Origin of the sequence: Nocardiopsis mwathae (assembly GCF_014201195.1) — a bacterium.
GTDB classification, from domain to species: domain Bacteria; phylum Actinomycetota; class Actinomycetes; order Streptosporangiales; family Streptosporangiaceae; genus Nocardiopsis_C; species Nocardiopsis_C mwathae.
On sequence record NZ_JACHDS010000001.1, the window covers coordinates 1,290,383 to 1,315,246 of the forward strand.

A 24,864-nucleotide genomic window follows, 5' to 3' on the forward strand; every position below is an offset into this window, starting at 1 on the left:
CCGGGAAGCGAGTCCGAGAAGGTGCACGCGCCCGGTTCTCGCCCAGCACAGCGCTGAGGCCTTCCGAGCATGTGAGCGGCGTCTCGCCCTTGGGGCGCAACCCCGCTCCCTGTCCGGCTCCGCAGGAGTTCGATTCCTCTCCGGCCCGAAGGCCGGCGCATCCTCGAAGGAGATTCGGTGACGCGGTCGGGTGACGAAGGTGAGCAGGGCCGACTGAGCCTGAGTACGGCAGCGGCGCGGAATCTCGCGACCACGACCAAGACCCCGCCGCAGATGCAGGGGATCACCCCCCGCTGGCTGCAGCGCGTCCTGCCGTGGGTCCGGACGCAGGCCGGGACCTACAGGGTGAACCGCCGGCTGACCCACACGCTGGGCGACGGGCGGGTGGAGTTCGTCATCACCGGGACGGACGTCCGCGTCATCCCGCGCGAGCTCGGCGAGCTCTCCGCCCTGCGCGGGTATGACGACGACGCCGGCCTGGGCGCGCTCGCCGACCGGTTCGTGCAGCGCCGGTACGCGCCCGGCGAGGTGATCGTCACCCCCGGTGAGCCGATGGACCGCCTCGTCCTCATCGTCCACGGCCGGGTGAACCGGGTCAGGGCGGGGGAGTACGACGAGGAGGCGCTGCTCGACGTCCTCGTCGACGGCGACCACTTCGGCGCCGACACGCTGGTCGGGGAAGCGCCCGTGTGGGCGGACACCTACCGGGCGGTCAACCGGTGCACCGTGCTCACCCTGTGGCGTACGGAGTTCCAGGAGGTGCTGGACCGGTCCGAGACCCTGCGCGCGCACCTCGCCCAGGTGCGGTCCGCCCCCGAGCGCCCGCACAACCGCTGGGGCGAGGCCGAGATCGAGCTGGCCTCCGGGCACAGCGGCGAGCCCGAGCTCCCCGGCACCTTCGTCGACTACGAGATGTCGCCGCGCGAGTACGAACTGGGCGTCGCGCAGACGGTGCTGCGGGTGCACACCCGGGTCGTCGACCTCTACAACGACCCGATGGACCAGCTGCACCAGCAGCTGCGCCTCACCGTCGAGGCGCTCCACGAACGCCGCGAACACGACCTGTTCAACGATCCCGAGTTCGGCCTGCTGCACAACGCCGACCTGCGGCAGCGCATCCCCACCCGAACCGGCCCGCCCACCCCCGACGACCTCGACGAACTCGTCTCGCGGCGCCGCAAGACCCGCTGCATCCTGGCCCACCCACGTGCCATCGCCGCGTTCGGCCGGGAGTGCAGCCGCCGCGGCGTCTACCCCGAGACCACCCTGCTGGGCACCGACGCCGTCACCACCTGGCGGGGCATCCCCATGCTGCCCTGCGACAAGATCCCGGTCTCGGCGTCCGGGTGCACCTCCATCCTGGCGATGCGCACGGGCGAGGAGGACGAGGGCGTGGTCGGCCTGCACCAGACCGGGCTCCCCGACGAGTGCGAACCGGGCGTCTCGGTGCGGTTCATGGGCATCAGCGAGAAGGCGATCATCTCCTATCTGGTCAGCACCTACTATTCGGCGGCGATCCTGGTCCCCGACGCGCTCGGGGTCCTGGAGAACGTCGAGATCGGACGCTGAATGGGAAGCACACCCACCACCGGTCGCGTTCCCGCGTGCGACCGCTCCGCCCGCGAAGTCCTGGCGTGGAGCCGCGACCTGGTCGACCCCGCACTGCGCGACGCCGTCGCGACACTCCCGGCCTCGATGCGGCGCGTCGTCGGCTACCACTTCGGCTGGTGCGACGAGCACGGACGACCGGGCCGCGCCCCAGCCGGCAAGGCCCTGCGCCCGGCGCTCGCCCTGCTCTCGGCCCAGGCCGCCGGAGGGATGGCCGAGGACGCCGTCCCCGCGGCCGTCGCGGTGGAGCTGGTGCACAACTTCTCCCTGCTGCACGACGACGTGATGGACCGCGACACCACCCGGCGGCACCGGCCCACGGCCTGGACCGTCTTCGGCTCCGGGCCGGCGATCCTCGCCGGGGACGCGCTGCTCACCCTGGCCCTGGACGTGCTCGCCGCCACCGCCCACCCCGAGGCCCGGCGGTGCGTCCGCACCCTGAGTGCGGCCGTGCAGTCCCTGGTGGGCGGGCAGAGCGCCGACGTGTCCTTCGAACAGCGCACCGACGTCGACCTGGCCGAGTGCCTGGCCATGGCCGAGCAGAAGACCGCTGCCCTACTGGGCTGCTGCTGCGAGCTGGGCGCGGTGCTCGGCGGCGGCGACGCCGACCGGGTGAGACGCATGCGCGGTTTCGGCGAGCAGGTCGGTCTGGCCTTCCAGCACGTCGACGACCTGCTGGGGATCTGGGGCAGACCGGAGGTGACCGGCAAACCGGCCCACAGCGATCTGGCCAACCGGAAGAAGTCGCTGCCGGTGGTCGCCGCGCTGACCTCCGCGACCCGTGCCGGGCGGGACCTGGCCGAGCTCTACCGGCGCGACGGCGAGCTGTCCGGCGACGACCTGGCGCACGCGGCCGAGCTCGTCGAGACCGCCGGGGGGCGGGCCTGGTCGCGCGGCCAGGCCGACCTCCTGCTGACCGAGGCGCTCGGCCTGCTCTACGGGGCCGACCCTCCCGAGGCCCCCGCGACGGAGCTGGCCGCGCTCGCCCGCCTCGCCACCCGTCGCGACCACTGACCGGGCGCCGCGCAGCAGGGCATGGTCCACAGAACACGCCCTCGACCGGGTGAGATCCCCCACGCGGGGTGTCGGCTCCGATGCCCGCCTGTGGTGCGCACACAGCGGGCCACTCGGCCGACACCGCCGCGTTCTCCCCGGCTTACCTGCGCAGAGAGGAGAGAACCGCCGAGCCTCGGTGTACCGTCGGCGGCGGTGCCGACCGCCGCCACGGCCGGGTGACGTATCCGCTGTTTCTCCACTATTCGCCCCTCGCCCCGGCTCGTCCGGGATCATGTTCTTCACCGTGGTCGCGGGCCACCGGGCGCGGCCCGTGAGGACGAGAGGCAGGTGCGGGGGTGGACGAACAGGGCGGGGACCGCCGCTTCCGGGTGGGGCACGCCTGGCCCCCGGTGCTCCTGCTGCTCGTGGCCCTCCTCGTCGTCGCCGCGCTGACCCCGCTACGGCTCGTCGCCGCCCAGGCCGGATCGCTGGACTCCGACGCGGCCGAGACGCGCGCCGCAGCTCCGCCGCTCCCCGAACTCTTCGACAACGCCGGGATCTCCGGAGACGGTGACCCGGCCGCCGCGGACCTCGACGGCGGCGGCAGCAGCCTGTCCGCCGCGGCCCTGCGGCGGGCGGGCTGGCGCCCCGGGGCACCGCTGACCCTGCACCGCACCGAGCTGACCTGGCCCGACACCGAGCCGGGCGAACCGGACAACGTCATCGCCGACGGCCAGGCGGTCGGGGTGAGCGGACGTGGGGACGCGCTCACCCTCCTCGCCACCGCCACCGGGGGCCCCGCGACCGGAACCGGGCGGATCGTCTACGCCGACGGCACCTCCGCCGACTACACCGTCACCGCCCCCGACTGGGTCACCGGGTCTCCCCCCGCCGCCGCGGTCTCGCTTCCGTACGCCAACGCGCGCACCGGCCGCGTCCCGCGCCCCGTCCTGCTCTACGCACTGACCGTGCCCGCCGACCCCGCGCGCGACGTCGCCCGGGTGGAACTGCCCCGCCTCGCCCACGGCACGGCCCGCATGCACGTGTTCGCCCTCGGGCTGCGCGCCCCCGCGCACGGGTGGACGGGCGCATGGTCCACCAGCACCTCCGGCTACACCGCGGTCGGCCCCTGGGAGGACCAGACCCTGCGCCTGGTCCTGCGCACCACCAGCGGCGGCCTGGGTGTGCGGGTCCGGCTGGACAACACCTTCGCCGAGGAGCCGGTGGCCATCGGCCGCGTCACCGTCGCCCTGCGCGGCCGGGGCGCCGCCGCAACGCACGCGCCGGTTCCGCTCGGCTTCGGCGGTGCCCCGGGAACCCGGATCCCCGCAGGCGGGCAGGTGTTCAGCGACATGGCCGCGCTCCCCGTCCCGGCCGGCGCGGAGCTTCTCGTCAGCGTCCATCTGCCCGAGCGGGTGACGGCCGCGCCGGTGCACACCGCGGTCACCGGGATCAACTACACCACCGCGCCGGGCGCCGGTGACGCCACCGGTGAGGCCGGGGACGCGCCGTTCACCGGCACCCTCTCCTCCTGGCCGTTCCTCACCGGGGTGGACGTGCTGGGCGGCCCCGGCTCGGTGGTCGCCCTGGGCGACTCCATCACCGATGGCGTCGGCTCCGCCCCCGGCGCCGACCGGCGATGGACCGACGTGCTGGCCGCGCGGCTGCGGGACCGGGCCGACGTGCCCGACTACGGCGTGCTCAACCAGGGCATCGCCGCCAACAGGATCGTCACCGACCGCTACCCCGGCCGGGGCGCGAGCACCGACACCGCCGGGGTCAGCGCCGTCAACCGGCTGGAGCGCGACGTGCTGGCGCAGACGAACGCGCACACCGTCATCGTCTTCCAGGGCATCAACGACGTACGGCACACCGGGACCACCGCCGGGGAGGTCACCGCCGCGATCGCCCAGATCGCGGCGCGCACCCGGGCGCACGGAAAGCGCGTGCTGGTCGCCACGGTGGCGCCGTGCGGAGGCTTCCGGGACTGCACCGCCGAGGTCGACGCCAAGCGCCGCGAGGTGAACGCGTTCATCCGCGCCAACGGGCGGCCCGGAGGGCGTTTCGACGGTGTCCTCGACTTCGACGCGGTGCTGCGCGACCCCGACGTCCCCGAGCGGCTGCTGCCCGCCTACGACTCCGGCGATCACCTCCACCCCGGCGACGCCGGATTGCGTGCGATCGCCGAGTCGGTCGATCCGGATGTGTTGCGACCGCCCACCTGACCGGTCCCCGCGAAACCTGTGGGGCGCCCGCGATCACAGTCGTCACCTGCGGTTTCAAACGCCTGACGAATTGCCACTTTCGGCCGGATTCCGCCCGCGGATTCGGCGAGCTCGGACCTAGGCTCGAAAGTGACCGTGATTGACGCGTCAACCATTGATCACTCGACCGAGGAGCCGCCGCGATGCACCTGGATTCCTGCCGAGAACTCAAGCGGTCCCTGCGCGAGCGCGCAACCGCTCTCGCGGCCGACACCGCGGTGCCCTGGGTCGCCGTCGGCGTCGAGCGCACCGCCCCCGGCGACTACGTTCTCGCGGTGCGGGTCCGGGACACCGCGTCGGCCGGCCCGCTGCTGGCCCGCATCGCCGATGAGGCCCGAGGCGAGGTCGACGTCGTGGAGGTCGGGGAGATCCGAGCGCTGGGCGGGGCGCTCAGCCCCGGAGAGCTGCAGAAGATCCACCGTCCGCTGATCCCGGGGTGCTCGGTCGGCCACCCGGACATCACGGCCGGCACGCTGGGCGGGTTCGTCACGGTCGGCGGGGTGGTGCACGCCCTGTCCAATAACCACGTGCTGGGTGACAGCGGGCAGGCGAGCCCGGGCGACACCGTGCTGCAGCCGGGGATCGCCGACAAGGGGGTCGACCCGAGGGACCGGTTCGGTGAGCTCACGGCCATGAGTGCGCTCAGCACCGACCGGGTCAACCTCCTCGATGCCGCGATCGCGCGGATCGACGACGGGATCGGGCACGACGCCGGACGGTACCCCGGCGGACCGGTCACCGGTACGGAGGAGGAGGCCACCGAGGACGTCGCGGTGGAGAAGATCGGCCGGACCACCGGGCACACCCGCGGCCGCATCACCGCCTTCGAGGTCGACGGGCTGCGCATCAACTTCCCCCACGGCGAGCTGGTCTTCGACGACCAGCTGGAGATCTCCGGGCGCACCGGTGCCTTCAGCGACGGCGGCGACTCCGGCTCGCTCATCTGGACCGGCGAGGGGCGCGCTGCCGTGGGGCTGCTGTTCGCCGGCAGCCGGTTCGGCGGCCCGGACGGCACCGGACTGACCTATGCGAACCCGATCCGGGCGGTCCTGGAGGAGTTCGACGCCCGGCTGGTCGGCTCGTGATCACCCTGCGCCAGGCCCGGCTGGCCAAGCGTCTGCTGCGCGAGCGGTTCGGCGCCGACCCCCGGATCCGGGGGATCGGCGTCACCGGTGGGCCGCGGACGGGCTTCGCGGTGGAGGTGCTGCTGAGGCGGCCGATGGACGCGCCAGGGCCCGACGTGCAGCGGGTGGAGTCCGCCGACGACGGGGGCGGCGGGGTGTGCGAGGTCCCGGTGCGCTGGCGGGTCGTCGGCGGGATCGGTCCGCTCGGTGCGAAGAAGTGAGGCGGCCGCGCCCAGGAGCGGCCGCGCCGCTGCGGCTCAGCGGAAGTCGTCGAGGATCGTGCCGAGGTACCGGGCGGAGTCGGGTGCCGAGAGGGCCTCCAGGCACAGCCGGTCCATGACCTCCATGTACCGGTCGGTGTCGTCGGGCTTGTCGAAGTACACGGCGCTGGTCAGCTGTTCGAGGTAGACGACGTCGGGCAGGTCGCCCTCGGTGAAGCGCAGGATGCTGAACGGACCTCCGGCCGCGGAGTGGCCGCCCTTGTTGAACGGGATGATCTGCAGCGTGATGTTGGGCAGGGTGGCCATCTCGATGAGGTGCTCGATCTGCGCGCGCATGGTCGCTGCGCCGCCGAGCGGGCGGCGCAGCGCGGCCTCGTCCACCACGGCCCACAGCTTGGGTGCGTTCGGGCCGGTCAGCCGCTGTCGGCGGGCCATCCGCAACCGGACCCGGTCGTCGATCTCCTCGACGGGGTCGCCGCTGTGGCCGAGCATGATGACCGCCCGCGCGTACTCCTCGGCCTGCAGCAGGCCGGGGACGAACTGCAGCTCGTAGGTGCGGATGACCGCGGCGGCCTCCTCCAGGCCGATGTAGACCTCGAACCAGGAGGGGAGGACGTCGCTGTACTTGTGCCACCAGCCGGGCGTGTTGGCCTGGTGGGCGAGTGACAGCAGCGCGTCGCGCTCGGCCTGGTCGGACACGCCGTACAGGGTGAGCAGGTCGGCGACGTCGCGTTCCTTGAACTTGACCTGGCCGAGTTCCAGGCGGCTGATCTTGGCGTGTGAGGCGCGGATCTCGTATCCGGCGTCCTCACGGGAGATGCCCCGGGCCTGGCGCAGGCGGCGCAGCTGGGTCCCCAGGAGGATCCGCAGCACGGTCGGCCCGCCCCGTGAGGGGGTGAGTACGTCGGCTGCGGGGGCGGCGGCCTCGGCCGCCGGCCGTCTGCTGTCCATGTGCCCTCCTGGCGTGCCCGAGCCCGGTCAGTGAATCAGAAGTATGCCCGGTGCGACAACGCTCCACCCGGTGTCGCGCCGCGGGCGCCGGTACCGCGTCGGGTCGCCCTCCACCCGCTCAGTCGACGGCCGCGGTGTCGAGGAGGTGGTCGAAGTCTCCCTTTTTCGCCCCCTTGACGAAGGCCGCGAGCTCGGCGGGGGTGTAGATGAGGGCGGGGCCCTGCGGGTGCCGGGAGTTGCGCACGGCGAACTCGCCGCCGGGCAGGCGGGTGAGCTCGACGCAGTTGCCGTCGGGGTTGCTGATGCTGCTCTTCAGCCAGTCGGCGCCGTTGAGATCGGCGGCGGGGATGCCGTTGTAGACCTGCTGCATCTGTCTCTCCTCGTGGGTGAGCGGGGTGGGGGATCGGCGAGTCCGGACAGGTGGGCGCCGGGGGCGGCGCCTGGTGGGTGCCCCGTGCACGTGCATCCGTGCTTACATCGAGCGGTTGCACCTGCAAACTACGCCAATGGCGACGGAACGTGTCAAATGGTTGCATCAGCAACAAGTCGGGCGGTCGGTGGGGTCGCCGGGTCGGCGCGTGCCGCGTCGGCCTGCGGCGACACCGTTCGCGGGGGCCGCGGTGCCGCGCAGCGCCGGATCTCGGCGAAATACCCGACGCGACTCCGGAATTTCCGCACTGAACTGCATGAATACGGCGATCCCTGGAGCGTGGTGCGTCCGGCGGGGTGGACTCGGTCGTTGAATTTCTCATAACAAAGCCCCCGAAGGAGGATCTTGCGCCCACTCCACACTAGACTGCGTGATGCACATGCATCCGTGCTTACACATGAAAGAACGCGCGGACGGGGTGCAAGCAGGACCATGTGGTGCGAAGAGTCCGACGATGCAAGGAACGCGATGAATGCGCACTCTGCATACTCCAGGCCCGATGACCTGTTCACCGGGCTGACCCCGCCGTCCGCCGACAGCCGGCCCGGCACCGTCGGCCCCGGCCGCTCGGGCCTGTCGGCCGCCCCCCTGCCCATCGGCCACCACTACATCGATTCCGCCTCGGCCCAGCACGGACTCGGCTTCCACCCCGCCTCGGTCAAACTGGCGCGCGACTTCACCGACACCGTGCTCAGCGGCTGGGGGCTCGGCGACGTCGCCCTGGATGCGCGCCTGGTCGTCTCCGAGCTCGTGACCAACGCCTGCCGCCACGCCGTGCCCACGGTCGGCGGGTCGCTCGCCCAGTGGTCCATCCAGTACGCGATGGCCCGCGACGACGCCCACGTGACCTGCATGGTGCTCGACCCGAGTCGGCTTCCCCCCGTCCTGGGCGACCCCGGACAGGACGCCGAGGGCGGACGCGGACTCCCCCTCATCGACTCCTTCAGCTCCGGCTGGGGCTGGGACATCCTCGACGGCCGCGGCAAGATCGTCTGGGCCGCGTTCACCGTCGCTTAGGACGCGTTCCGCGGATCGGACCCTCACGCGCGGCCACCCGGACAGCACCCGCCGGAACACCCCCGGACCGGCCGCCGGTCGGGGCGCGGCCCACCGGGTACCGCCGATCACCCCGTGCCCACCACCGCGACCGACGCGAGGGGCGGGGCGGTGCATCCGGAGGGCGCGCGGTGGGTACCTCTCCAGCGGAGGTAGCCGATATGGCGGTGTCGACCCTGAGGGCCGGTGTCATCCGGCCGACCGCGCCCGCGGAACGGCGCGTCGCGGTGGTGCCGGCGGCCGTGTCCGGGCTGACCGGCGCCGGATTCGAGGTACTCGTCCAGGCCGGTGCGGGCACCGGCGCCCGATTCGGCGACGAGGACTACACGGACGCGGGAGCGTCCGTTCTCTCTGCGGAGGAGGTCTACGCGCGATCCGACGTCCTCCTCGCGGTCACCGTCCCCGACCCCACCGAACTGCACGGACGGCTGCGCCCCGGACAGGCCCTCGTCGGCCTGCTGCGCCCCCTGGCCGAGCCGCGGCTCGTCGGTGACCTCGCCGCCGCCGGAGCCACCGCCATCAGCCTCGACGGGGTGCCGCGCAACCTGAGCCGCGCCCAGTCCATGGACGCGCTGACCTCCCAGGCCAGCGTCGCCGGGTACAAGGCGGTCATCGTGGCCGCCGCGGCCTACGACCGCTACCTGCCGCTCCTCATGACCGCGGCCGGCGTCGCCCGCCCCGCACAGGTCCTCGTGCTCGGCGCCGGGGTGGCCGGACTCCAGGCCATCGCCACCGCCCACCGCCTCGGCGCCGTCGTCAGCGGTTACGACGTCCGTCCCGAAGCCCAGGACGAGATCCGCTCCCTGGGCGCCGACACCCTGCGGCTCCCCGCCGTCACCCGGGCGACCGCCACGGGCGGGTACGCCCGCGCACTGACCGGCGACGAGCAACAGGCCCAGCGGGAGGCGCTCGCCGCGATCCTGGGCCGCTTCGACATCGTCATCGCCACCGCGCAGGCCCTCGGCGGCCGGCCGCCCCTGCTCATCGACGCCGCCGCGCTGGGCGCCCTGCGGCCGGGTGCGGTCGTGGTCGACCTCGCCTCCGGCCCGCGCGGCGGCAATGTGCACGGCTCCCGGCCCGACGCGACCGTCGAGACGGAGAAGGGCGTCACCGTCATCGGAGCCGCCGACCTGGCCGCCACCGTCCCGCGCGCCGCCTCCGAGGCCTACGCGCGCAACATCACCGCCCTGCTGCGGCACATCGTCCGCGAGGGGGAGCTGCACATCGACCTCGACGACGAGATCCAGGCCGGGGTCGTCATCACCCACGGCGGCCGCGTCGTGCACCCGGGCGCCGCAGCGGCCGTCGCCGAACTCGGAGCCGAGCCGGGGGAGCCCGGCCCGGCGGCGGACCCGATGCCGGAAGGAGACGGGCATGGTGCCCGAAGCGCTTGACGACCTCACCGTCTTCCTGCTCAGCCTGCTGGTCGGCTATGCCGTCATCAGCCGTGTTCCCGCGACCCTGCACACCCCGCTGATGTCGGCGGCCAACGCGATCCACGGCGTCGTCCTCGTCGGCGCCCTGATCATCGCCATCACCGCCGACACCCCGGCCGGGTACGCCCTGGCCCTGGTGGCGACCGCGTTCGCCGCGATGAACGCCGTCGGCGGCTACGTCGTCACCGACCGGATGCTGCAGATGTTCCGCGGCCCCGGACGCCGTCCCGGCCGCGCGGGCGGCGGCGGAGCCGGCGGGGAGCACCACGGCGGCGCGGACGCGGCCGATGCCGCCGTCGATGCCGACCCCGGTGGCCCGGACGCGGCCGCCCGCCGACCCGGGACGGGAGGAGCGCCATGAGCGCCGTGGACGTCGTCGTCCGACTCGTCTACCTGGCCGCGGCGACCCTGTTCGTCATCGGCCTGCACCTGATGAACTCCCCGGCCACCGCACGGCGCGGCAACGTGCTGTCGGCCGTGGGCATGGGGGCGGCCGTGGCCGTGACCCTCGTCCTCCTCCTCGCCGCGCAGACCGTCACCCCCGCCGGCTGGGCGGTGATCGCCGTCGGCACCCTCGTCGGCTCGGCCGCCGGGCTGTACGCGGCGCGCCGCGTCGCCATGACCGCCATGCCGCAGCTGGTCAGCCTCTTCAACGCGGTCGGAGGCGGGGCCGCCGCCCTCATCGGCATCCACGACTACCTGCGCTTCGGCGGTCCTGACGGGGACCTCACGCTGCTCACCACCACCGCCGTCACCCTCGACGTCATCATCGGCACCGTGGCGTTCTCCGGGTCCCTGGTCGCCTCCGCCAAGCTGCAGGGCTGGATGCCGGGCCGTCCCCTGCTGCTCCCGCTGCGCGGGGCCGTCAACCTGGTGGTGGCGGCCGTCATCGCGGTCGCCTCGGTGGGCCTCATCGCCGAGCTGGCCGGAACGCCGGCCCTCCTGCTGATCGTGGTCGCCGCGCTGCTGCTGGGCGTGCTCGTCGTGCTGGCCATCGGCGGCGCCGACATGCCGGTGGTGGTCTCGCTGCTCAACTCGTGCACCGGCGTGGCCGTCGCCATGGCCGGGTTCGTCATCGGCAACTCCATGCTCATCATCGCGGGCGCGCTCGTCGGGGCCTCCGGCGGCATCCTCACCAAGCTCATGGCCGACGCCATGAACCGCCCCATCCGCGCCATCCTCGTCGGCGGCTACGGCACCGGCGACGCCGCCGGCGCGCTGCCCGGCGGGGCGGGCGACGGGGTGCGTACCATCGACGCCGACGACGCCGCGATCCGCCTCGCCTACGCCGGGCGCGTCATCATCGTGCCGGGTTATGGGCTGGCGGCCGCCCAAGCCCAGCACGAACTGCACGAGCTCGCCGAACTGCTGGAGGAGCGCGGGGTTCGGGTCGACTACGCGATCCACCCCGTTGCGGGCCGGATGCCCGGCCACATGAACGTGCTGCTCGCCGAGGCCAAGGTGCCCTACTCGCAGATGCGGGAGATGGACGAGATCAACCCGGAGTTCCCCCGCGCGGCCGTGGCCCTGGTGGTGGGGGCCAACGACGTGACCAACCCGGCCGCGCGACGCCCCGGGACGCCGGTCTCCGGCATGCCGATCCTTGACGTCGACCGCGCGGAGACGGTCATCGTGGTGAAGCGCTCACTGGGTCACGGGTACGCGGGGATCGACAACGAGCTCTACACCGATCCCCGCACGCGCATGTACCTCGCCGACGCCAAGACCGCGCTGAGCGAGCTGGGCACCGCGGTCAAGACCCTGGTGGGGTGAGGGGGGACGGCCCCGGTCTCGGCGGCGGGTGCGGCCGTCACCGCCGCGGGCATCTCAGTTGGTGGTGGATGATCAGGTCGACGTAGACGTCGCCCAGCTCGGGCAGGGAGAGTCCGCCCTCCGGGTCGTACCAGTTAAGGATGGACTCCAGGGTCTCCAGCACGGTCCCGGCCGCCATACCGGGGCCGGCGACGCGGAAGTGGCCCTGCCCGACACCGTCGCCGATGATCTCCCGGATGTGCTCGCGGTAGAGGCGCAGCTGGTCGGAGAGTTCGCGGTAGCGCACCGGGTGGATGGCGCGGAGTGTGGGCAGGAGGGCGCGGCGCAGCTCCTCCTCGGTCCGGTGTTTCCAACAGTGGTCGATATGTCGTCGAACGAGCTGGGAAAGGCGGTCGACGGGGGATTCGGGCGAACTGAAATCGGAAATCTGACGGGCTACCAATTCCCGCGTTGAACGCAGTACGACCGCGTACATGAGATCCAGCCGGGTGGGGAAGTCCCGGCGGAATTCGACGATGCCGATGCCCGTGCGCTCGGTGATCTCCCGGGTGAGTGAGGCCATGCCCAGGCCGTGCGGCCCGTGACGCGCGAAGATCGACGTCGCTGCGTCCAGGGTGTCGGCGGCCAGGCGTGTGTCATGTGGTGAGAGGTCGGCCGTCATGATCATCTCTGGGCTGCGCCGGCCGGTGGGCGAGGCGCTGTCTTGAGGGGTAGGGTCGATTCGGTTACGAATCGATTTCGAGGATAGCGCCGCTCGCCCGTCGATTCACTCCAGAAGGTGAAATCGGGGCTCGGAAATCGTCCGACCGCCGCCCTCTGCGCCGGAAGTGAGCGGTGTTCTGCGCACCGCCGTCACCCCGTTGACGCCGTTGACGCCCAGGTGGTGATGTTCGAGGCTCGGCACGGGGACGGATGGGGCGATGGCCTCCTGTGCGGCCACCCGGCCGTGCGGATCGCCGGTCAGCTTCACGAGCTCGGTCATGTGGTCGGTGATGATCGCGTCCACGCCCATGCCGATGAGCCGGGCCATGTCGGAGAAGTCGTTGACCATCCAGGTGGAGATGGCGTACCCGTGCCGGTGGACCTCGGTCACCAGGTCGCGGGTGAGCAGCTGGTACTGCGTGTTGTAGAAGCGCGGCCGCAGCGTCTGCCACATCTCGGCGGGGGGCAGCGCGGGCCGGTCCCAGGTCAGCACCAGGTCCGCCTCGGGGCGCCGCGCCCGGATCGCGCGCAGTGCCTCGACCGACCCCGCGTAGACCACCTGGTCCTCCAGCCCGTGCTCGTGCACCAGGTCGTCGGCGGCCAGGACGGTGTCCACCGCGTTCACGACCAGCATGAGCCGGGTCGGGCGGGGGTAGGAGACCGCCGCCAGCACCTCCATCAGGGTGGGGATGCGCTGCTCGACCTCGACCCCCAGCGACGCGATCTCGGCCAGGCTCATCTCGGTGACCGGACGGGGCAGGCCCCACAGCCGCCCGCGCGCCTCGGCGTGCATCAGCACGACGTGCCCGTCGGATGTGCGGTCCAGGTCGATCTCGACCATGTGCGCGCCCAGATCGATGGCCGACCGGATGGCGGGCAGGGTGTTCTCGCGGAATCCCGTGGTGTCACCGCGGTGCGCGATCGCAAGCGTCATCTCCAAACCTCCGTTACCACCGTGGCGGTGGGGGTGGACGACGATGTCCTCGGGGGGACGTGCGACAAGCGTGCCAAAGTCGGTGCCCCGATGTGGTGAAGACCGGGGAAAACGCGCTGACCCGGTCCGCGGCGGGACCCGATGCGAGCCGAGTCACCCGGGGGAGCGCCCCGCCACGCCGGGGGGACCTGGGAAACTGCTGGTGTAGGAAGTGCGTCGGTCACACTCGTGAACACGCACGACGAACACCGATACCGAAGGCGAACGATGATCCCCGACCAGCGTCGCGAGCACATCCTCAAGCTCTTGCAGGAACGCCACGTGCTGAGCATCAACGAGCTCACGTCGATGCTGTCCGTTTCGCACATGACGGTGCGGCGGGACATCCAGGCCCTGGAGAACGACGGCAAGGTGCTCTCGGTCACCGGCGGCGTCCGGCTGGCCGCCCGCCTGAAGAGCGAGCCCTCCTACCTGGCCAAGGCGCAGCTGGAGGTGCCGGCCAAACGCGCCATCACCCGGGCCGCCGCGGAGCTGGTCCGGGACAACTTCACGATCTTCCTGGACGCGGGCACCACCACGCTGCAGATGGTGCCGATGCTCACCGACAAGGTGGGACTGACCGTCATCACCAACGACTTCAACGTCGTGGGGCACCTCATGGAGTACCCCGGCATCGAGCTGATCCACACCGGCGGCGTGGTCTCGCACGCCGACCACTCCTCGGTGGGCCAGTTCACCGCGGACTTCCTCGGCAAGGTCAACGTGGACATCGCGTTCATCGCGAGCAGCTCCTGGGACGTGGAGCGGGGCTCCACCACGCCGTCGGAGGCCAAGGTGGTGGCCAAGCAGGAGTTGCTGCGGATCGCGTCGAAGAGCGTGCTGACCGTGGACAGCACCAAGTATGGGAAGTTCGGCACGTTCCGGGTCGCGCGCCTGGAGGAGTTCGACCTCATCATCAGCGACGACCGCCTGCCGCAGTCCGCGGTCGAGGAGATGGGCGAGCGGGACGTGCGGCTGGAGTTGGTGGCGCCGGAGTAGGGCGGTCCGCCGGCGCCGGTGCCGGTCGTGCCCGGTGGCCCGTGGGGAGAGGGCCGGTCAGTCCTCGTCGGAGTCCGGCTCGGCCGGGCAGTACAGTTCGAGCTGTATACCGTCGGGATCGGCGAAGGTCAGCATGGATCCGTGGTCGGCGTGGACGACGGGCGAGTGGTCGATGTCGAGCTCGGTGAGGCGCTCCTCCCAGCCCTCCAGTTCGCCCAGGCAGCTCACCTGGAAGGCGATGTGGTCCACACCGGCGTGGCGGTGGTCGAACCTGCCCTTGAAGTGGTCCTCGTGCTGGGTGAAGCCGAGGACGACACCGCTGGGGTGGCGGCACTCGGTGTGCAGCCACCGCTTGCCGTCACGCGTCTTGTGTTCCTTGAAACCGAGGACGGAGCGGTAGAAGTCGATGCTGGCGTCTCGGTCACGCACGGAGAGCGTGAGGTGCGCGAGGCCAGTCACACTAGGCACGGAAACCTCTCTTCGGCGGTCCTGCATCCGAAGTTTGCGGGGAGGGAACAGCGTAAGCACAATTTTTGAGCGTACGCCCCGATTCCGGGTGGTCAGGCAGCTGTTAATGCATCTTTAACGCATTCGGGGTAAATCACCACACTTCCATCGAAGTGTGTACCCGGCCACGTCCCTCGAAAGCCCCCTTGACCAGGCAATTCTCGGATCGATGCGGGGTCGGGGACGGGGGGTGCGGCAGGGCCGGGTGGTCCGCTTATGATGATCGTCACGCTCAGTGAGGGGCGGTGCGGGCGGCCTTCACATCGACTCACGCAGCGGTGCTCGGCGCCGGCCGAGTCCGCTCCGGCGCGGGCACCGCGTACCAGCGGGACCGGACCACACCGACGGCGACCACCGCGGCACCGAAGGCGGCCGAGGCGGCGACCAGGAACGCCCCGTGGAAGCCGAAGGCCTCGGCGGCGTGGCCCGCGACCGTCGAGCCCAGGGCCTGGCCGAGGATGAGGCTGCTGAGGATCAGCGTCATGGCCTGACCGAGGCGGGCGGGCGGAGCGGCCCGCTCGGCCAGCCCGAAGATCGTGACGATGTGCGGGCCGATGGCGCACCCCATGAGGAACATCGCCGCGCCCAGCGCGACCGGCCCGGGGGCCAGGAACAGCGGGAGCGAGAGCAGGCCCAGCCCCACGGAGGCGGCGCGCAGGCGCGCGGTCAGCGCGATGCGGGCCGGGACCGAGGCCATCAGCAGGCCGGCGGTCGCGCTGCTCACGCCCATCACCGCGTACATCAGGCCGGACAGATCGGCGTGACCCATGCTCTGGGTGTAGGCGGTGACGCCGGTGGCCGCACCGCCGAAGAACAGGCCCTGGCAGAACATCGGCAGGATCAGGACCAGCAAGCCGGGCCGGGCCAGCCGGTCCTGGCCGGGGGTGAACGGGGTGCCGGGCAGCGCGGTCGGGTGCACGGCGAACAGCGCCCCGAAGACACCGATGAGCACGGCCGCCCCCAGCACGCTGGCCGCGGGGTGGACGAGGAGCGCCAGCACGCCGACGAGCGCCGGGCCGATCACGAACCCCGTCTCGTCCAGGACCCCTTCGACCGACAGGGCCGCGGCGATCGACCGCTCCCGGTCGTGCTCGCGCCGCTTGGCCAGGGCGATCCAGCGGGATCGGGCCAGCGGGCCGATCTGCGGCATGCACAGCCCGGCCAGTGCCGCCAGCGCGGCGAGCACCCACACGGGAGCTCCGGCGAAGACGGCGGCGACCAGGAGGGCGAGCAGCGCCGCGTCGAGCAGCGAGGTGAGCAGGACCACCGGGCGCTGCCCGCGCCGGTCGGCGAAGCGCGCGATGACCGGCCCGCCGATGGCCTCACCCAGGGCCAGCGCCCCGGACACCGCGCCGCCGGCGGCGACGCTGCCCACCTGAGTGGTGACGAGGGTGAGCGTGCCGATGAGCGACATCGACACCGGGAGTCGGGCGAGGAACGAGACGAGCAGCAGGGGGGCGCCGGCGATCGCGTGCATGCGTCGCAGCGTTGCCAGGGGAGACATGGAACTCCAGATTCTCTTTCAGTCTTCCGGGCGCTGACGGGCGCGGCGGCACGGCGCGGTCGGCGCGTGTCGCACTCACCGGGCGTGTACGGCCCTGGAGGCCGCACGGGGGGTCGGTGGGCGCGGGGACTGCGAGGAGAAGGTTCCAGTAAAGGTCCCATCATCAGCTCAAAACTCAGAACACGATACTAGGGCGCCTGATTCCCTCGGTCTTCGGACGTGGAGTGTGACCTGAATCCGACCGGTGGTCGGCGTGCATCCTGTGCGCAGCCGCCCTTCGGTCGCATCATCAAGTTCTGCTTCATCGCTTCTCGTAGGCGAATCAACTCGTGCTGCGTGGTCGAAGCTGGCAGAGTGGCGGCCATGCGTCAGACCACCACCCTCCACATCGCCACCGTGTTCCTCGGCGACGGCGACACCGGAGGCAACGAGCTCGGCGTCTTCCTCGACGCCCCGGGCCTGCCCGCCTCGGCCCGCCAGGCGATCGCCACCCACCTCGGCTACGCGGAGACGGTCTTCCTGGAGGATCCCGCCACCGGACGGCTGCACATCCACACCCCCGCTGTGGAACTGCCCCTGGCCGGGCACCCCCTCGTCGGCACGTCCTGGCTGCTGCGTCGGGAGGGGCGCGCCCTCGACACCCTCAACCCCCCGGCCGGACCCGTCGCCACCTGGGCCGAGGGCGAGCGGACCTGGATCCGCGCCGATCCCGACCGGGCGCCGGTCTTCGCGACCCGGCGGCTGGCCACCGCCGCCGAAGTCGATGCGATGGAGGGCGGCGAGCCCGGCGTCGACCTGCACGTGTGGGCCTGGGAGGACGGCGGTGAGGCCACCGGGCGCGTCCGGGTCCGGGTCTTCCCGCACGAGATGGGCATCACCGAAGACGAGGCCACCGGCGCCGCCGCCCTGCGCCTCGGCCAGCGGCTGCGGCGCCCGCTCGTCATCCGCCAGGGCGTGGGCTCCCGTATCGACGTCCGCCCCGGCCCCGACGGCACCGTCGAGGTCGGCGGCCGCGTCGCCCTGCTGGAAAAGCGCGACTACACGCTGCCGTAGTTCCCGGCGGTGGCACCGCCTCGGGGACGGCGGTGCCACCGCACGCCTCCCGTCGTTCTAGGGCGTGTTCGGCGGATGCTTTCCTCCTGAGCGAGCGGCCGTCCGGGGCTGCGCTCGCACGCCGCTGCACGAAGTCGATCCAGGTCGGCTTCACGAGTGGAGCGGCGCGGCGAGCGTCGTTCCGGTGGCCGCGAGCCGGGAATGATCCGTCGAACACGCCCTAGCCTTCAAGGTGGCGGGTGGGACGAGTGGGGAGGATCACCGGGACATGTCGGCGACGCGGTTGCTGGTTCTGGGCGTAGTGCGGGCGTTCGGCCGGGCGCACGGTTATCAGGTGCGCCGGGAGCTGATCTCGTGGGGCGCGGAGCAGTGGGCCAACGTCAAACCCGGGTCCATCTACCACGCACTGCGCCAGCTCGTGAAGGCGAATATGGTCGGCGCCGCCGGGGTGGAGGACAGTGACGAAGGGCCGGAGCGGATCCTCTACGAGATCACCGATGACGGGGAGACCGAGTTCCGGCGGCTCCTGGGTAAGGCGCTCTCCGACGCCGACGCCAAACCCGAGTTCTTCGGCGCCGGGATCACGTTCATGACCTGCCTGCCGCGCCGAACGGTCATCACGTATCTGCGGCATCGCCTGTCCCACCTGGAGGCCGCCGACGAGCTGCTGGCCACGTTGCGGCGGAACGACCTGGAGGAGGGGCGCAAACCCGAGCACGTCTGGGAGCTCTTCGAGTGGTGGGTGGTCGAGGCGCAGGCCGCGTCCGACTTCACCCGCGGCATGATCGAACGCCTGGAGCAGGGCGCCTACACCATGGCCGACGACGCGGGCGGAGGCGCCCCGTTCGGCGCTCCTGCCTCCGCGCCGCCCGGCGCCGACTGAGACGGGTGCCCACCGCAACGCAGTAATCAAGTTTGACTACCTGTTTCGGAAGGGTGCATTCTTGCCTCGGTAATCAAGTTTGACTACTGGAGTCGAGATGATCCATACCCGAGCACTCACCCGGACCTTCCCGGCCAGGGGCACCACCGTCGAGGCCGTCCGCGGACTCGACCTCGACGTCGGTGCCGGTGAACTCCTCGCCTTCCTCGGCCCCAACGGGGCGGGCAAGAGCACCAGCCTGCGCATGCTCACCACTCTGCTGCGCCCCACCTCCGGCAGCGCCACCGTGGCCGGGTGCGACATCGTGGCCGACCCACGGGGCGTACGGCGCCGCATCGGCTACGTCGGCCAGGGCCACAGCGCCGGCGTCGGCCAGCGGGTCCGCGACGAGCTGGTCACCCAGGGCCGCTGCCACGGAATGTCGGGCGGCGAAGCCCGCACCCGCGCCGACGAACTGCTGGCGCTGCTGGAGCTCGATGGAACGGCCGACCGGGAGGCCGCCCACCTCTCCGGCGGCCAGCAGCGCCGCCTCGATGTCGCGATGGGCCTCATCCACCGGCCCGACCTGCTCTTCCTGGACGAGCCCTCCACCGGACTGGACCCGCACAGTCGCGCCAACCTCTGGGAGCACATCGCCCGCCTGCGCGCCGAGCAGGGCATGACCCTCGTCCTGACCACGCACTACCTGGACGAGGCCGACGCCGTCGCCGACCGCGTGGTGGTCATCGACCACGGCGCCGTCATCGCCGACGGCACCCCCGACGAGCTCAAGGGCAAGGTGTCGGGCGACCTCGTCACCCTCACCACCGAGCCCGGCGGCGCGCGCCGCGCCGCCGAAGCGGTCACACGCATCCCCTCGGCGCACGACGTCGACGCCGACGGCGACGGCGCCACCGTCCGGCTGCGCGTCGAGCGCGGCGACGCCGTCCTGCCCGAGCTGCTGCGCGCGCTCGGCGCCGCCGGTGTCGAGCCGCTCACCCTCCAGGTGCAGCGCCCCACCCTCGACGACGTCTTCCTCACCCTGACCGGCCGCAGCCTGCGCGAGGACACGCCATGAGCACGACCACCGCCCCCGCCGTTCCGACCCGCCCTGACAGGACAGGAGCCATGCACGTCCTCCGCGACACCGGCATCATCTGCCTCCGCCAGCTACGCCCCACCCTGCGCAACCCCTTCGCGATGTTCGCCTTCGCGATGCTGCAGCCGGTGCTCTACCTCGTGCTGTTCGGCCCGCTGCTCACCGGGGTCCCCGGCGCCGTGGGCGACGACCCATGGAACTGGTTCGTCCCCGGCATCCTGGCCATGCTCGGCCTGTTCGGAACCGCGTTCGCCGGCTTCGGCCTCCTCCCGGAGCTGCACAGCGGAGCGCACGAGCGGCTGCTGGCCACACCGGTGAGCCGGATCGCGCTGCTGCTGGGCCGGGTGATGCGCGACGTCGTCGTGCTCCTCATCCAGGCGGTCATCCTCATCGCGGCCGTGACGGCGTTCGGCATGCGGCCATCGCCCGCCGGCGTCGCGGCCGGGCTGCTGCTCCTGGCCGTCCTGGGCATCGGCCTGGGCACCCTGTCCTACCTGCTGGCCATGGTGCTGAAGGTGCAGCACATGTTCGCCGGGCTGCTGCAGACGGTCATCATGCCGCTGATCCTCACCTCGGGTCTGCTGCTGCCCATGGACCAGGGGCCGGGATGGCTGTACGCCGTCTCGCGGGTCAACCCGGTGACCTATGTCGTCGAGGCCGAACGCGCCCTGTTCGCCGGGCACCTGGCCGACCCGGCCGTCGCGGTCGGGGCCCTGGTCGCCGTCGCCGTGGCCGCCGCCGCACTGGCCCTGGGCACCCGGCGGATGCGGACGCTGAGCGCCTGACCGCGCCCGGTCACCCCCTCCTCCGTCGATCTCGGAGATATTGGGCTCCCAGCGGCGATTTTTACCCCAATATCCCCGAGATCAACGCAAGGGGCAGGGGTGTCAGTCCGGGCGGGTGACCGGGCGCCAGGGGATGGGGCTGGAGAGGACCATCGTGCTCGACGGGCGGCCGTGTTCGGCCAGCCGGTCGATGACCCCCTCGAAGTGGGCCATCGAGGTGACGCCGAGGAACAGGACGCAGCAGGCGTCGCCGGTGACCCGGTGGACCTGGAGGATCTCCGGGAGGGCCAGTGCCGTCTCGTCGCGCAGCAGGCACAGCGGACCGAAGCACTCCATGCGTACCAGCGCCGTCACCGGGAGCCCGGCCGCCTCCGGGTCGACATGCGCGTGGTAACCGGTGATCACGCCCGTGTCCTGGAGGCGGCGCACGCGCTCGGCGACGGCGGGGGCGGACAGGTTCACCCTCCGGGACAGCTCGTTGTAGGACAGCCGCCCGTCGGCCTGGAGCTCGGCGAGGATCCGCCAGTCGATGCTCTCCATGAGGCTTCCGATCGTGAACTCAAGCGCGGAAATTGCTTACGATTGTTAGGTCGGACGTGCCGAATGGCAAGCGTCGGCCCTTCTCTCCTCCGCCCTTTCTGCAGCATCCTGAGGTTCACATCACATTCGGCGACCTGGCCCCGAGCGGCGACATTCCGGGTGGCGGCACGAAGAGTCGGCGGCACCCGCCTCCACCGCCCGGCGGCCGCCCAGGAGAGGTGGGAACGATGGCCAAGGCCGCAGCGCCGACGGCGGAGCGGGAGCGCGCGCAGCGCGCGGCGGACAACCGGGGGAGGCCCACCGCCACCGTCGCCCAGGCGGGCGAGTACATCCGCTACGGCGCCATCGACACCCTGCACGACCTGCAGCGGCCCCGTACGGACGAGCCCGCCGAAGTCTCGTTCATCATCACCACCCAGGTCATGGAACTGCTCTTCGCGCTGGTCCGGCAGCGCTGGGAGCAGGCCTGCGACGCGCTCGACGCCGACGATGTGCCCGCGGCCGTCGCGGCGCTCCGGCGGGGCACCGCAGCCCAGGACGTGCTGGCCGAATCCTGGGACCTGCTGGCATCGCTCACCCCCACCGAGTTCAACGGGTTCCGCGACGCGCTGGGGGAGGCCTCCGGCTTCCACTCCTTCGCCCACCGCCACCTGGAATTCCTCCTCGGCAACAAGTCCCGGCGGATGATCGAGCCGTATGCCGCCCTGCCCGAGGTGCACGCCGAGCTGGAGCGCGCCCTAGCCAGGCCCGGGCTGTACGACGCGGCGCTGCGGCTGCTGCACCGGCGCGGCCTGCCGGTCCCCGCCGAGCGGGCCGACCGCGACTGGTCGCAGCGCTACACCCCGCACCGCGGCGTCGAGCGTGCCTGGGCCCGGGTCTACGCCGACGCCCGCCCCGGCGACGAGCTGCTCGCCCTGGCCGAGGTCCTGCTCGACACCGCCGAGCGTGTCACCCGCTGGCGGCACCGCCACCTGATGGCGGTCAAGCGGTCGATGGGCGCGAAACCGGGTACGGGGGGCTCCAGCGGCCTGGACTGGCTGGCCGAGAGCGCCGGCGCCGACGTCTTTCCCGAACTCTGGTCGCTGCGCACCTCGGCGTGAGGCACGGCAGGGTGCGGCGGAACCTCGGACAGCGGCGGGCCCCGGGCCCGGCGACGACCTCAGGAGAGCGAGCGGATGACGGGAATCACACGAGAGAAGTGCGCGAAGCTGGACGCGGCCGACCCCCTGGCCCCGTTCCGCGACGAGTTCGTCCTCCCCGAGGGTGTCGTCTACCTCGACGGCAACTCCCTGGGCGCGCTGCCCAAGGCCACCCCGGGCCGGGTGGCCGACATGGTCGAGCGCGAGTGGGGGCGCGACCTCGTCAGGAGCTGGAACACCGCGGGGTGGTGGGACAAGCCGCGCACGCTGGGCGCCAAGCTCGCCCCGCTGGTGGGGGCGGCACCGCACGAGGTGGTGGTCGGTGACGGAACGTCGGCCAATCTGTTCAAGGCACTGGTCGCGGCTCTGCGGTTGAACCCCGGCCGCCGTGTCGTGCTGGGCGAGACGGGCAATTTCCCCACCGACCTGTATGTGACCCAGGGCGCCGTGGAGCTGATGGGCGCCGCCGAGCGCAGGGTCGACCCCGACGGTCCCGAGCTGGCCGCGGCGCTGGGCGCGGGTGACGTCGCCGTGGTCCTGCTCAGCCACGTCGACTACCGCACCGGTGCGCTGCGCGACATGCCCGCCGTCACCCGCATGGCCCACGACAGCGGCGCCCTGGTCGTCTGGGACCTGTGCCACAGCGTGGGGGCGCTGCCCATCGAGCTGTCGGCGTGCGGCGTGGACTTCGCGGTGGGCTGCACCTACAAGTACCTCAACGCCGGTCCGGGCACCCCCGCCTTCGGCTACGTGGCCGAACGCCACCACGCCACCGCCCGCCAGCCGCTCAGCGGCTGGCACGGGCACATCCGGCCGTTCGACTTCACCGGCGACTACGAGCCGGCCGTGAGCGCCAGCCGCTTCCTCAGCGGGTCGCAGCCCCTGATCGCCGACGCCGCGCTGGAGGCGAGCCTGGACCTGTTCGCGCGTGTCGACATGCGGCGGGTGCGCGAGAAGAGCCTGGCGATGACGGAGATGTTCATCGACCTGGTGGAGCCGGTCGGGCTGCGGCTGGTGACCCCGCGCGAGCCGGAGCGCCGCGGCAGCCAGGTGGCGCTCGCCCACCCCGACCCCGAGGCCGGGTATCCGATCGTGCAGGCGCTGATCACCCGCGGCGTCATCGGCGACTTCCGTGCGCCCGACGTGCTCCGATTCGGCTTCACCCCGCTCTACCTGCGCTACGTGGACGTCTTCGACGCCGCGACCGCGCTGGTGGAGGTGCTGGACACCGACGAGTGGCGCGACCCCCGGTTCGCCGAGCGGGCGCAGGTCACATGATCCTTGAACGGCTACTTACCGGTAGGTCAAGAGATGACCACGTGATTCCCGTGAGATGAAGCGCACTTTCGGGTGTGATGAGCACTTCTTTTCGGGAGCCGAGAGCGTCCGAAACGCCCGCGAGTGCGGGCGTTTTACCCTTCGCCCGGCCCGTCCCGACCACACCTGATCTGCGGTTTTACCTTCTGACCTGGTGCGTTTTGCTTTCTCGTGGGCTAGAGTCCTCGGTGATCGGTTCGTGATCTGGATGTGCGGGTGCATCGTGGTGCCCACCGGATCACGCCGATGCCGAGCCCCGGGCTGTCCAACACGCCCCGGGTGAACGAGACCCCCACGTCTCCTCCGGGCCGGGCCGCGCGAATCGAGCGTCTGCCCCTTCGCTCGCCGTCCCCAACTGCGAGCACGGCCCCGACGTCTGGCGACCCAGCCAGGCGAACCCCTTCCCGAAGAGCACTCCGCAGCCGATTCCCGCTGCCCCACACCTGTGGCCGGAATCCGTCTCCGTCGTGCCCACGGTCTCGCTCGGCCCTGTCCCCAACCTGGGTTCTTATAGATGACTTCCGAAAATCCTGTGCAGTACGGCAAGGTCAAAGCGTCCTACTTCTGGGACGACGGCTCCGGCATCAACGGCGACACGGGCCTGCCCGCCTCGGGCGAGCCCATGCAGAAGGGCCTCTTCGCCAGCCCCAGCTGGCCGCTCGGTACCGAGGGCTACATCGTCTACAACGGCAAGCGCGCCGACTTCTTCATCGGCGACCGCGGCCCCGGCAACCCGGCGGAGAACTGCAACGTCCTCCTCGACATCGACGGCAAGACCTTCGCCGAACTGACCGGCGAGTCCTGGAACACCAACAGCCTCACCGTCTCCGGTGGCAACGGCCACATCGACGTCGAGTACTACATCACCTCCTGGGGCAGCGGCCGCGGTGAGCCCGGTGCGCCCAAGCCCATGAGCGGCTCGACCACCTGCAACAGCGCCGTCTCTCCGATCCCCGAGCACGCCAAGAAGGACAGCAAGGCGGAGAAGGAGAAGAAGAAGCGCGAGGAGGAGAAGAAGAAGGCCGAAGAGGCCAAGAAGAAGGCCGAGGCCGAGAAGAAGAAGGCCGAGGAGGCCAAGAAGAAGCAGGCCGAGGAGAAGCAGCAGGCCGAGCTGGCGCAGAACAAGGCCGACAAGGTCGACCAGAAGTCGGGCAACGGCGAGGAGTCGCACACCGGCTTCGAGACCGGCACCGCCACCAACGACCTCTCGGGCATCTCCCTGGCCGGCAACGAGCTGCCGATGGCCGCCGGCGTCCTCACCCTCGCGCTGCTCCCCGCCCTCGCGGTGGCCGTCCTGGCCAAGCGCAACCGCCCCCAGCCCAAGCACGCCCTCGCCGAGGCCGGCGAGAACGGCTCGGGCTCCACCTGGGACACCGTCCGCAACATCGACTGGCAGTCGCTGAAGTCGGCCGACGGGTGGCGCAACCTCGTCTCCGAGCTGCGCCGCAAGTGATCCCGCCCCGGTCAGGCCGCCGGTCGGCCGACTGACCGGACACGCGACGCCTTCGGACACCCCGCCCTAACC

Annotated in this window: 24 protein-coding genes; 17 read left to right on the forward strand and 7 right to left on the reverse strand. The window is 71.7% G+C overall.

Annotated features, from left to right (window positions below; all coding sequences use genetic code 11):
* Positions 1 to 177 precede the first annotated feature (177 nt).
* The 5 genes from HNR23_RS05170 (at position 178) to HNR23_RS05190 (ending at position 6,213) form a co-directional block, all read left to right on the forward strand.
* The gene (locus tag HNR23_RS05170; RefSeq protein WP_184074007.1) at positions 178 to 1,569 is read left to right on the forward strand and encodes a family 2B encapsulin nanocompartment shell protein; all 1,392 of its coding nucleotides are present in this window, start codon (positions 178 to 180) and stop codon (positions 1,567 to 1,569) included.
* Positions 1,570 to 2,622 (forward strand): family 2 encapsulin nanocompartment cargo protein polyprenyl transferase, encoded by a 1,053-nt coding sequence (locus HNR23_RS05175; protein ID WP_184074009.1) that lies wholly within the window; start codon positions 1,570 to 1,572, stop codon positions 2,620 to 2,622.
* 338 nt (positions 2,623 to 2,960) lie between these two features.
* Complete coding sequence (locus HNR23_RS05180; RefSeq protein ID WP_343070427.1) at positions 2,961 to 4,829, forward strand: SGNH/GDSL hydrolase family protein; 1,869 nt, start codon at positions 2,961 to 2,963, stop codon at positions 4,827 to 4,829.
* A 182-nt stretch (positions 4,830 to 5,011) separates the two neighbouring features.
* Positions 5,012 to 5,953: a chymotrypsin family serine protease gene (locus HNR23_RS05185; RefSeq protein ID WP_184074011.1), complete on the forward strand. Its 942-nt coding sequence runs from the start codon at positions 5,012 to 5,014 to the stop codon at positions 5,951 to 5,953.
* Positions 5,950 to 6,213: a hypothetical protein gene (locus HNR23_RS05190; protein ID WP_343070428.1), complete on the forward strand. Its 264-nt coding sequence runs from the start codon at positions 5,950 to 5,952 to the stop codon at positions 6,211 to 6,213. Before HNR23_RS05185 ends, HNR23_RS05190 begins: the two co-directional genes overlap by 4 nt.
* Before the next feature lie 36 nt (positions 6,214 to 6,249).
* Here HNR23_RS05190 and HNR23_RS05195 read toward each other — a convergent pair whose 3' ends face one another.
* Both HNR23_RS05195 and HNR23_RS05200 read right to left on the reverse strand, forming a co-directional pair.
* Positions 6,250 to 7,164: a helix-turn-helix domain-containing protein gene (locus tag HNR23_RS05195; RefSeq protein WP_184074013.1), complete on the reverse strand. Its 915-nt coding sequence runs from the start codon at positions 7,162 to 7,164 to the stop codon at positions 6,250 to 6,252.
* A gap of 118 nt (positions 7,165 to 7,282) precedes the next feature.
* On the reverse strand, positions 7,283 to 7,534 hold the full coding sequence (locus tag HNR23_RS05200) for a DUF397 domain-containing protein (protein ID WP_184074015.1): 252 nt from the start codon (positions 7,532 to 7,534) through the stop codon (positions 7,283 to 7,285).
* Between the two features lie 528 nt (positions 7,535 to 8,062).
* Between HNR23_RS05200 and HNR23_RS05205 the strand changes: the two genes are divergently transcribed.
* From HNR23_RS05205 to HNR23_RS05220, 4 genes are all read left to right on the forward strand, one after another.
* Positions 8,063 to 8,611, forward strand: a complete 549-nt coding sequence (locus HNR23_RS05205) for an ATP-binding protein (protein ID WP_184074017.1) — start codon at positions 8,063 to 8,065, stop codon at positions 8,609 to 8,611.
* 200 nt (positions 8,612 to 8,811) lie between these two features.
* Positions 8,812 to 10,044, forward strand: coding sequence for an NAD(P) transhydrogenase subunit alpha (locus tag HNR23_RS05210; RefSeq protein WP_184074019.1), 1,233 nt, complete (start codon positions 8,812 to 8,814; stop codon positions 10,042 to 10,044).
* Positions 10,025 to 10,447 (forward strand): NAD(P) transhydrogenase subunit alpha, encoded by a 423-nt coding sequence (locus tag HNR23_RS05215; RefSeq protein WP_184074021.1) that lies wholly within the window; start codon positions 10,025 to 10,027, stop codon positions 10,445 to 10,447. Before HNR23_RS05210 ends, HNR23_RS05215 begins: the two co-directional genes overlap by 20 nt.
* A complete protein-coding gene (locus tag HNR23_RS05220; protein WP_184074024.1) occupies positions 10,444 to 11,859 on the forward strand; it encodes an NAD(P)(+) transhydrogenase (Re/Si-specific) subunit beta in 1,416 nt (471 codons plus the stop codon). The genes HNR23_RS05215 and HNR23_RS05220 overlap by 4 nt, the downstream gene beginning before the upstream one ends.
* A gap of 37 nt (positions 11,860 to 11,896) precedes the next feature.
* On the opposite strand, the gene HNR23_RS05225 is transcribed toward HNR23_RS05220, so the two are convergent.
* Together HNR23_RS05225 and HNR23_RS05230 are read right to left on the reverse strand one after the other, a co-directional pair.
* Positions 11,897 to 12,520, reverse strand: coding sequence for a TetR/AcrR family transcriptional regulator (locus HNR23_RS05225; protein WP_184074026.1), 624 nt, complete (start codon positions 12,518 to 12,520; stop codon positions 11,897 to 11,899).
* 105 nt (positions 12,521 to 12,625) lie between these two features.
* Entirely contained in the window at positions 12,626 to 13,495 is an 870-nt protein-coding gene (locus HNR23_RS05230; protein WP_184074028.1) for a glycerophosphodiester phosphodiesterase, read from the reverse strand.
* 267 nt (positions 13,496 to 13,762) lie between these two features.
* Here HNR23_RS05230 and HNR23_RS05235 point away from each other — a divergent pair, with 267 nt between their 5' ends.
* A complete protein-coding gene (locus HNR23_RS05235; protein ID WP_184074030.1) occupies positions 13,763 to 14,533 on the forward strand; it encodes a DeoR/GlpR family DNA-binding transcription regulator in 771 nt (256 codons plus the stop codon).
* A gap of 57 nt (positions 14,534 to 14,590) precedes the next feature.
* Here HNR23_RS05235 and HNR23_RS05240 read toward each other — a convergent pair whose 3' ends face one another.
* Both HNR23_RS05240 and HNR23_RS05245 read right to left on the reverse strand, forming a co-directional pair.
* Positions 14,591 to 15,001, reverse strand: a complete 411-nt coding sequence (locus tag HNR23_RS05240; protein WP_184074032.1) for a VOC family protein — start codon at positions 14,999 to 15,001, stop codon at positions 14,591 to 14,593.
* Between the two features lie 307 nt (positions 15,002 to 15,308).
* Positions 15,309 to 16,544 (reverse strand): MFS transporter, encoded by a 1,236-nt coding sequence (locus HNR23_RS05245; RefSeq protein WP_184074034.1) that lies wholly within the window; start codon positions 16,542 to 16,544, stop codon positions 15,309 to 15,311.
* 363 nt (positions 16,545 to 16,907) lie between these two features.
* On the opposite strand from HNR23_RS05245, the gene HNR23_RS05250 reads away from it, so the two are divergent.
* The 4 genes from HNR23_RS05250 to HNR23_RS05265 all read left to right on the forward strand — a co-directional run bounded on the left by HNR23_RS05250 (position 16,908) and on the right by HNR23_RS05265 (position 20,343).
* Positions 16,908 to 17,597, forward strand: a complete 690-nt coding sequence (locus HNR23_RS05250) for a PhzF family phenazine biosynthesis protein (RefSeq protein ID WP_184074036.1) — start codon at positions 16,908 to 16,910, stop codon at positions 17,595 to 17,597.
* Between the two features lie 268 nt (positions 17,598 to 17,865).
* Positions 17,866 to 18,480, forward strand: coding sequence for a PadR family transcriptional regulator (locus HNR23_RS05255; RefSeq protein WP_184074038.1), 615 nt, complete (start codon positions 17,866 to 17,868; stop codon positions 18,478 to 18,480).
* A gap of 97 nt (positions 18,481 to 18,577) precedes the next feature.
* Positions 18,578 to 19,537 (forward strand): ATP-binding cassette domain-containing protein, encoded by a 960-nt coding sequence (locus HNR23_RS05260; protein ID WP_184074047.1) that lies wholly within the window; start codon positions 18,578 to 18,580, stop codon positions 19,535 to 19,537.
* Positions 19,534 to 20,343: an ABC transporter permease gene (locus tag HNR23_RS05265; RefSeq protein WP_184074049.1), complete on the forward strand. Its 810-nt coding sequence runs from the start codon at positions 19,534 to 19,536 to the stop codon at positions 20,341 to 20,343. The genes HNR23_RS05260 and HNR23_RS05265 overlap by 4 nt, the downstream gene beginning before the upstream one ends.
* Positions 20,344 to 20,445: 102 nt before the next feature.
* Here HNR23_RS05265 and HNR23_RS05270 read toward each other — a convergent pair whose 3' ends face one another.
* Positions 20,446 to 20,883 carry an Lrp/AsnC family transcriptional regulator gene (locus HNR23_RS05270; protein ID WP_184074051.1) on the reverse strand — a complete coding sequence of 146 codons (438 nt, stop codon included), beginning with the start codon at positions 20,881 to 20,883 and terminating at the stop codon, positions 20,446 to 20,448.
* Between the two features lie 227 nt (positions 20,884 to 21,110).
* On the opposite strand from HNR23_RS05270, the gene HNR23_RS05275 reads away from it, so the two are divergent.
* The 3 genes from HNR23_RS05275 to HNR23_RS05285 all read left to right on the forward strand — a co-directional run bounded on the left by HNR23_RS05275 (position 21,111) and on the right by HNR23_RS05285 (position 24,792).
* Complete coding sequence (locus HNR23_RS05275; RefSeq protein ID WP_184074053.1) at positions 21,111 to 21,983, forward strand: tryptophan 2,3-dioxygenase; 873 nt, start codon at positions 21,111 to 21,113, stop codon at positions 21,981 to 21,983.
* 75 nt (positions 21,984 to 22,058) lie between these two features.
* The gene (kynU, locus tag HNR23_RS05280; protein WP_184074055.1) at positions 22,059 to 23,300 is read left to right on the forward strand and encodes a kynureninase; all 1,242 of its coding nucleotides are present in this window, start codon (positions 22,059 to 22,061) and stop codon (positions 23,298 to 23,300) included.
* Between the two features lie 553 nt (positions 23,301 to 23,853).
* Entirely contained in the window at positions 23,854 to 24,792 is a 939-nt protein-coding gene (locus HNR23_RS05285) for a hypothetical protein (RefSeq protein WP_184074057.1), read from the forward strand.
* Positions 24,793 to 24,864: the final 72 nt, after the last annotated feature.

Excerpts from the sequence above, each read along its gene's own strand:
- HNR23_RS05175 (WP_184074009.1), top strand. The coding sequence starts at position 1,570 with ATGGGAAGCACACCCACCACCGGTCGCGTTCCCGCGTGCGACCGCTCC.
- HNR23_RS05185 (WP_184074011.1), top strand. The coding sequence starts at position 5,012 with ATGCACCTGGATTCCTGCCGAGAACTCAAGCGGTCCCTGCGCGAGCGC.
- HNR23_RS05195 (WP_184074013.1), bottom strand. The coding sequence starts at position 7,164 with ATGGACAGCAGACGGCCGGCGGCCGAGGCCGCCGCCCCCGCAGCCGAC.
- HNR23_RS05200 (WP_184074015.1), bottom strand. The coding sequence starts at position 7,534 with ATGCAGCAGGTCTACAACGGCATCCCCGCCGCCGATCTCAACGGCGCC.
- HNR23_RS05205 (WP_184074017.1), top strand. The coding sequence starts at position 8,063 with ATGAATGCGCACTCTGCATACTCCAGGCCCGATGACCTGTTCACCGGG.
- HNR23_RS05210 (WP_184074019.1), top strand. The coding sequence starts at position 8,812 with ATGGCGGTGTCGACCCTGAGGGCCGGTGTCATCCGGCCGACCGCGCCC.
- HNR23_RS05215 (WP_184074021.1), top strand. The coding sequence starts at position 10,025 with ATGGTGCCCGAAGCGCTTGACGACCTCACCGTCTTCCTGCTCAGCCTG.
- HNR23_RS05220 (WP_184074024.1), top strand. The coding sequence starts at position 10,444 with ATGAGCGCCGTGGACGTCGTCGTCCGACTCGTCTACCTGGCCGCGGCG.
- HNR23_RS05225 (WP_184074026.1), bottom strand. The coding sequence starts at position 12,520 with ATGACGGCCGACCTCTCACCACATGACACACGCCTGGCCGCCGACACC.
- HNR23_RS05230 (WP_184074028.1), bottom strand. The coding sequence starts at position 13,495 with ATGACGCTTGCGATCGCGCACCGCGGTGACACCACGGGATTCCGCGAG.
- HNR23_RS05235 (WP_184074030.1), top strand. The coding sequence starts at position 13,763 with ATGATCCCCGACCAGCGTCGCGAGCACATCCTCAAGCTCTTGCAGGAA.
- HNR23_RS05245 (WP_184074034.1), bottom strand. The coding sequence starts at position 16,544 with ATGTCTCCCCTGGCAACGCTGCGACGCATGCACGCGATCGCCGGCGCC.
- HNR23_RS05250 (WP_184074036.1), top strand. The coding sequence starts at position 16,908 with ATGCGTCAGACCACCACCCTCCACATCGCCACCGTGTTCCTCGGCGAC.
- HNR23_RS05255 (WP_184074038.1), top strand. The coding sequence starts at position 17,866 with ATGTCGGCGACGCGGTTGCTGGTTCTGGGCGTAGTGCGGGCGTTCGGC.
- HNR23_RS05260 (WP_184074047.1), top strand. The coding sequence starts at position 18,578 with ATGATCCATACCCGAGCACTCACCCGGACCTTCCCGGCCAGGGGCACC.
- HNR23_RS05265 (WP_184074049.1), top strand. The coding sequence starts at position 19,534 with ATGAGCACGACCACCGCCCCCGCCGTTCCGACCCGCCCTGACAGGACA.
- HNR23_RS05270 (WP_184074051.1), bottom strand. The coding sequence starts at position 20,883 with ATGGAGAGCATCGACTGGCGGATCCTCGCCGAGCTCCAGGCCGACGGG.
- HNR23_RS05275 (WP_184074053.1), top strand. The coding sequence starts at position 21,111 with ATGGCCAAGGCCGCAGCGCCGACGGCGGAGCGGGAGCGCGCGCAGCGC.
- kynU (WP_184074055.1), top strand. The coding sequence starts at position 22,059 with ATGACGGGAATCACACGAGAGAAGTGCGCGAAGCTGGACGCGGCCGAC.
- HNR23_RS05285 (WP_184074057.1), top strand. The coding sequence starts at position 23,854 with ATGACTTCCGAAAATCCTGTGCAGTACGGCAAGGTCAAAGCGTCCTAC.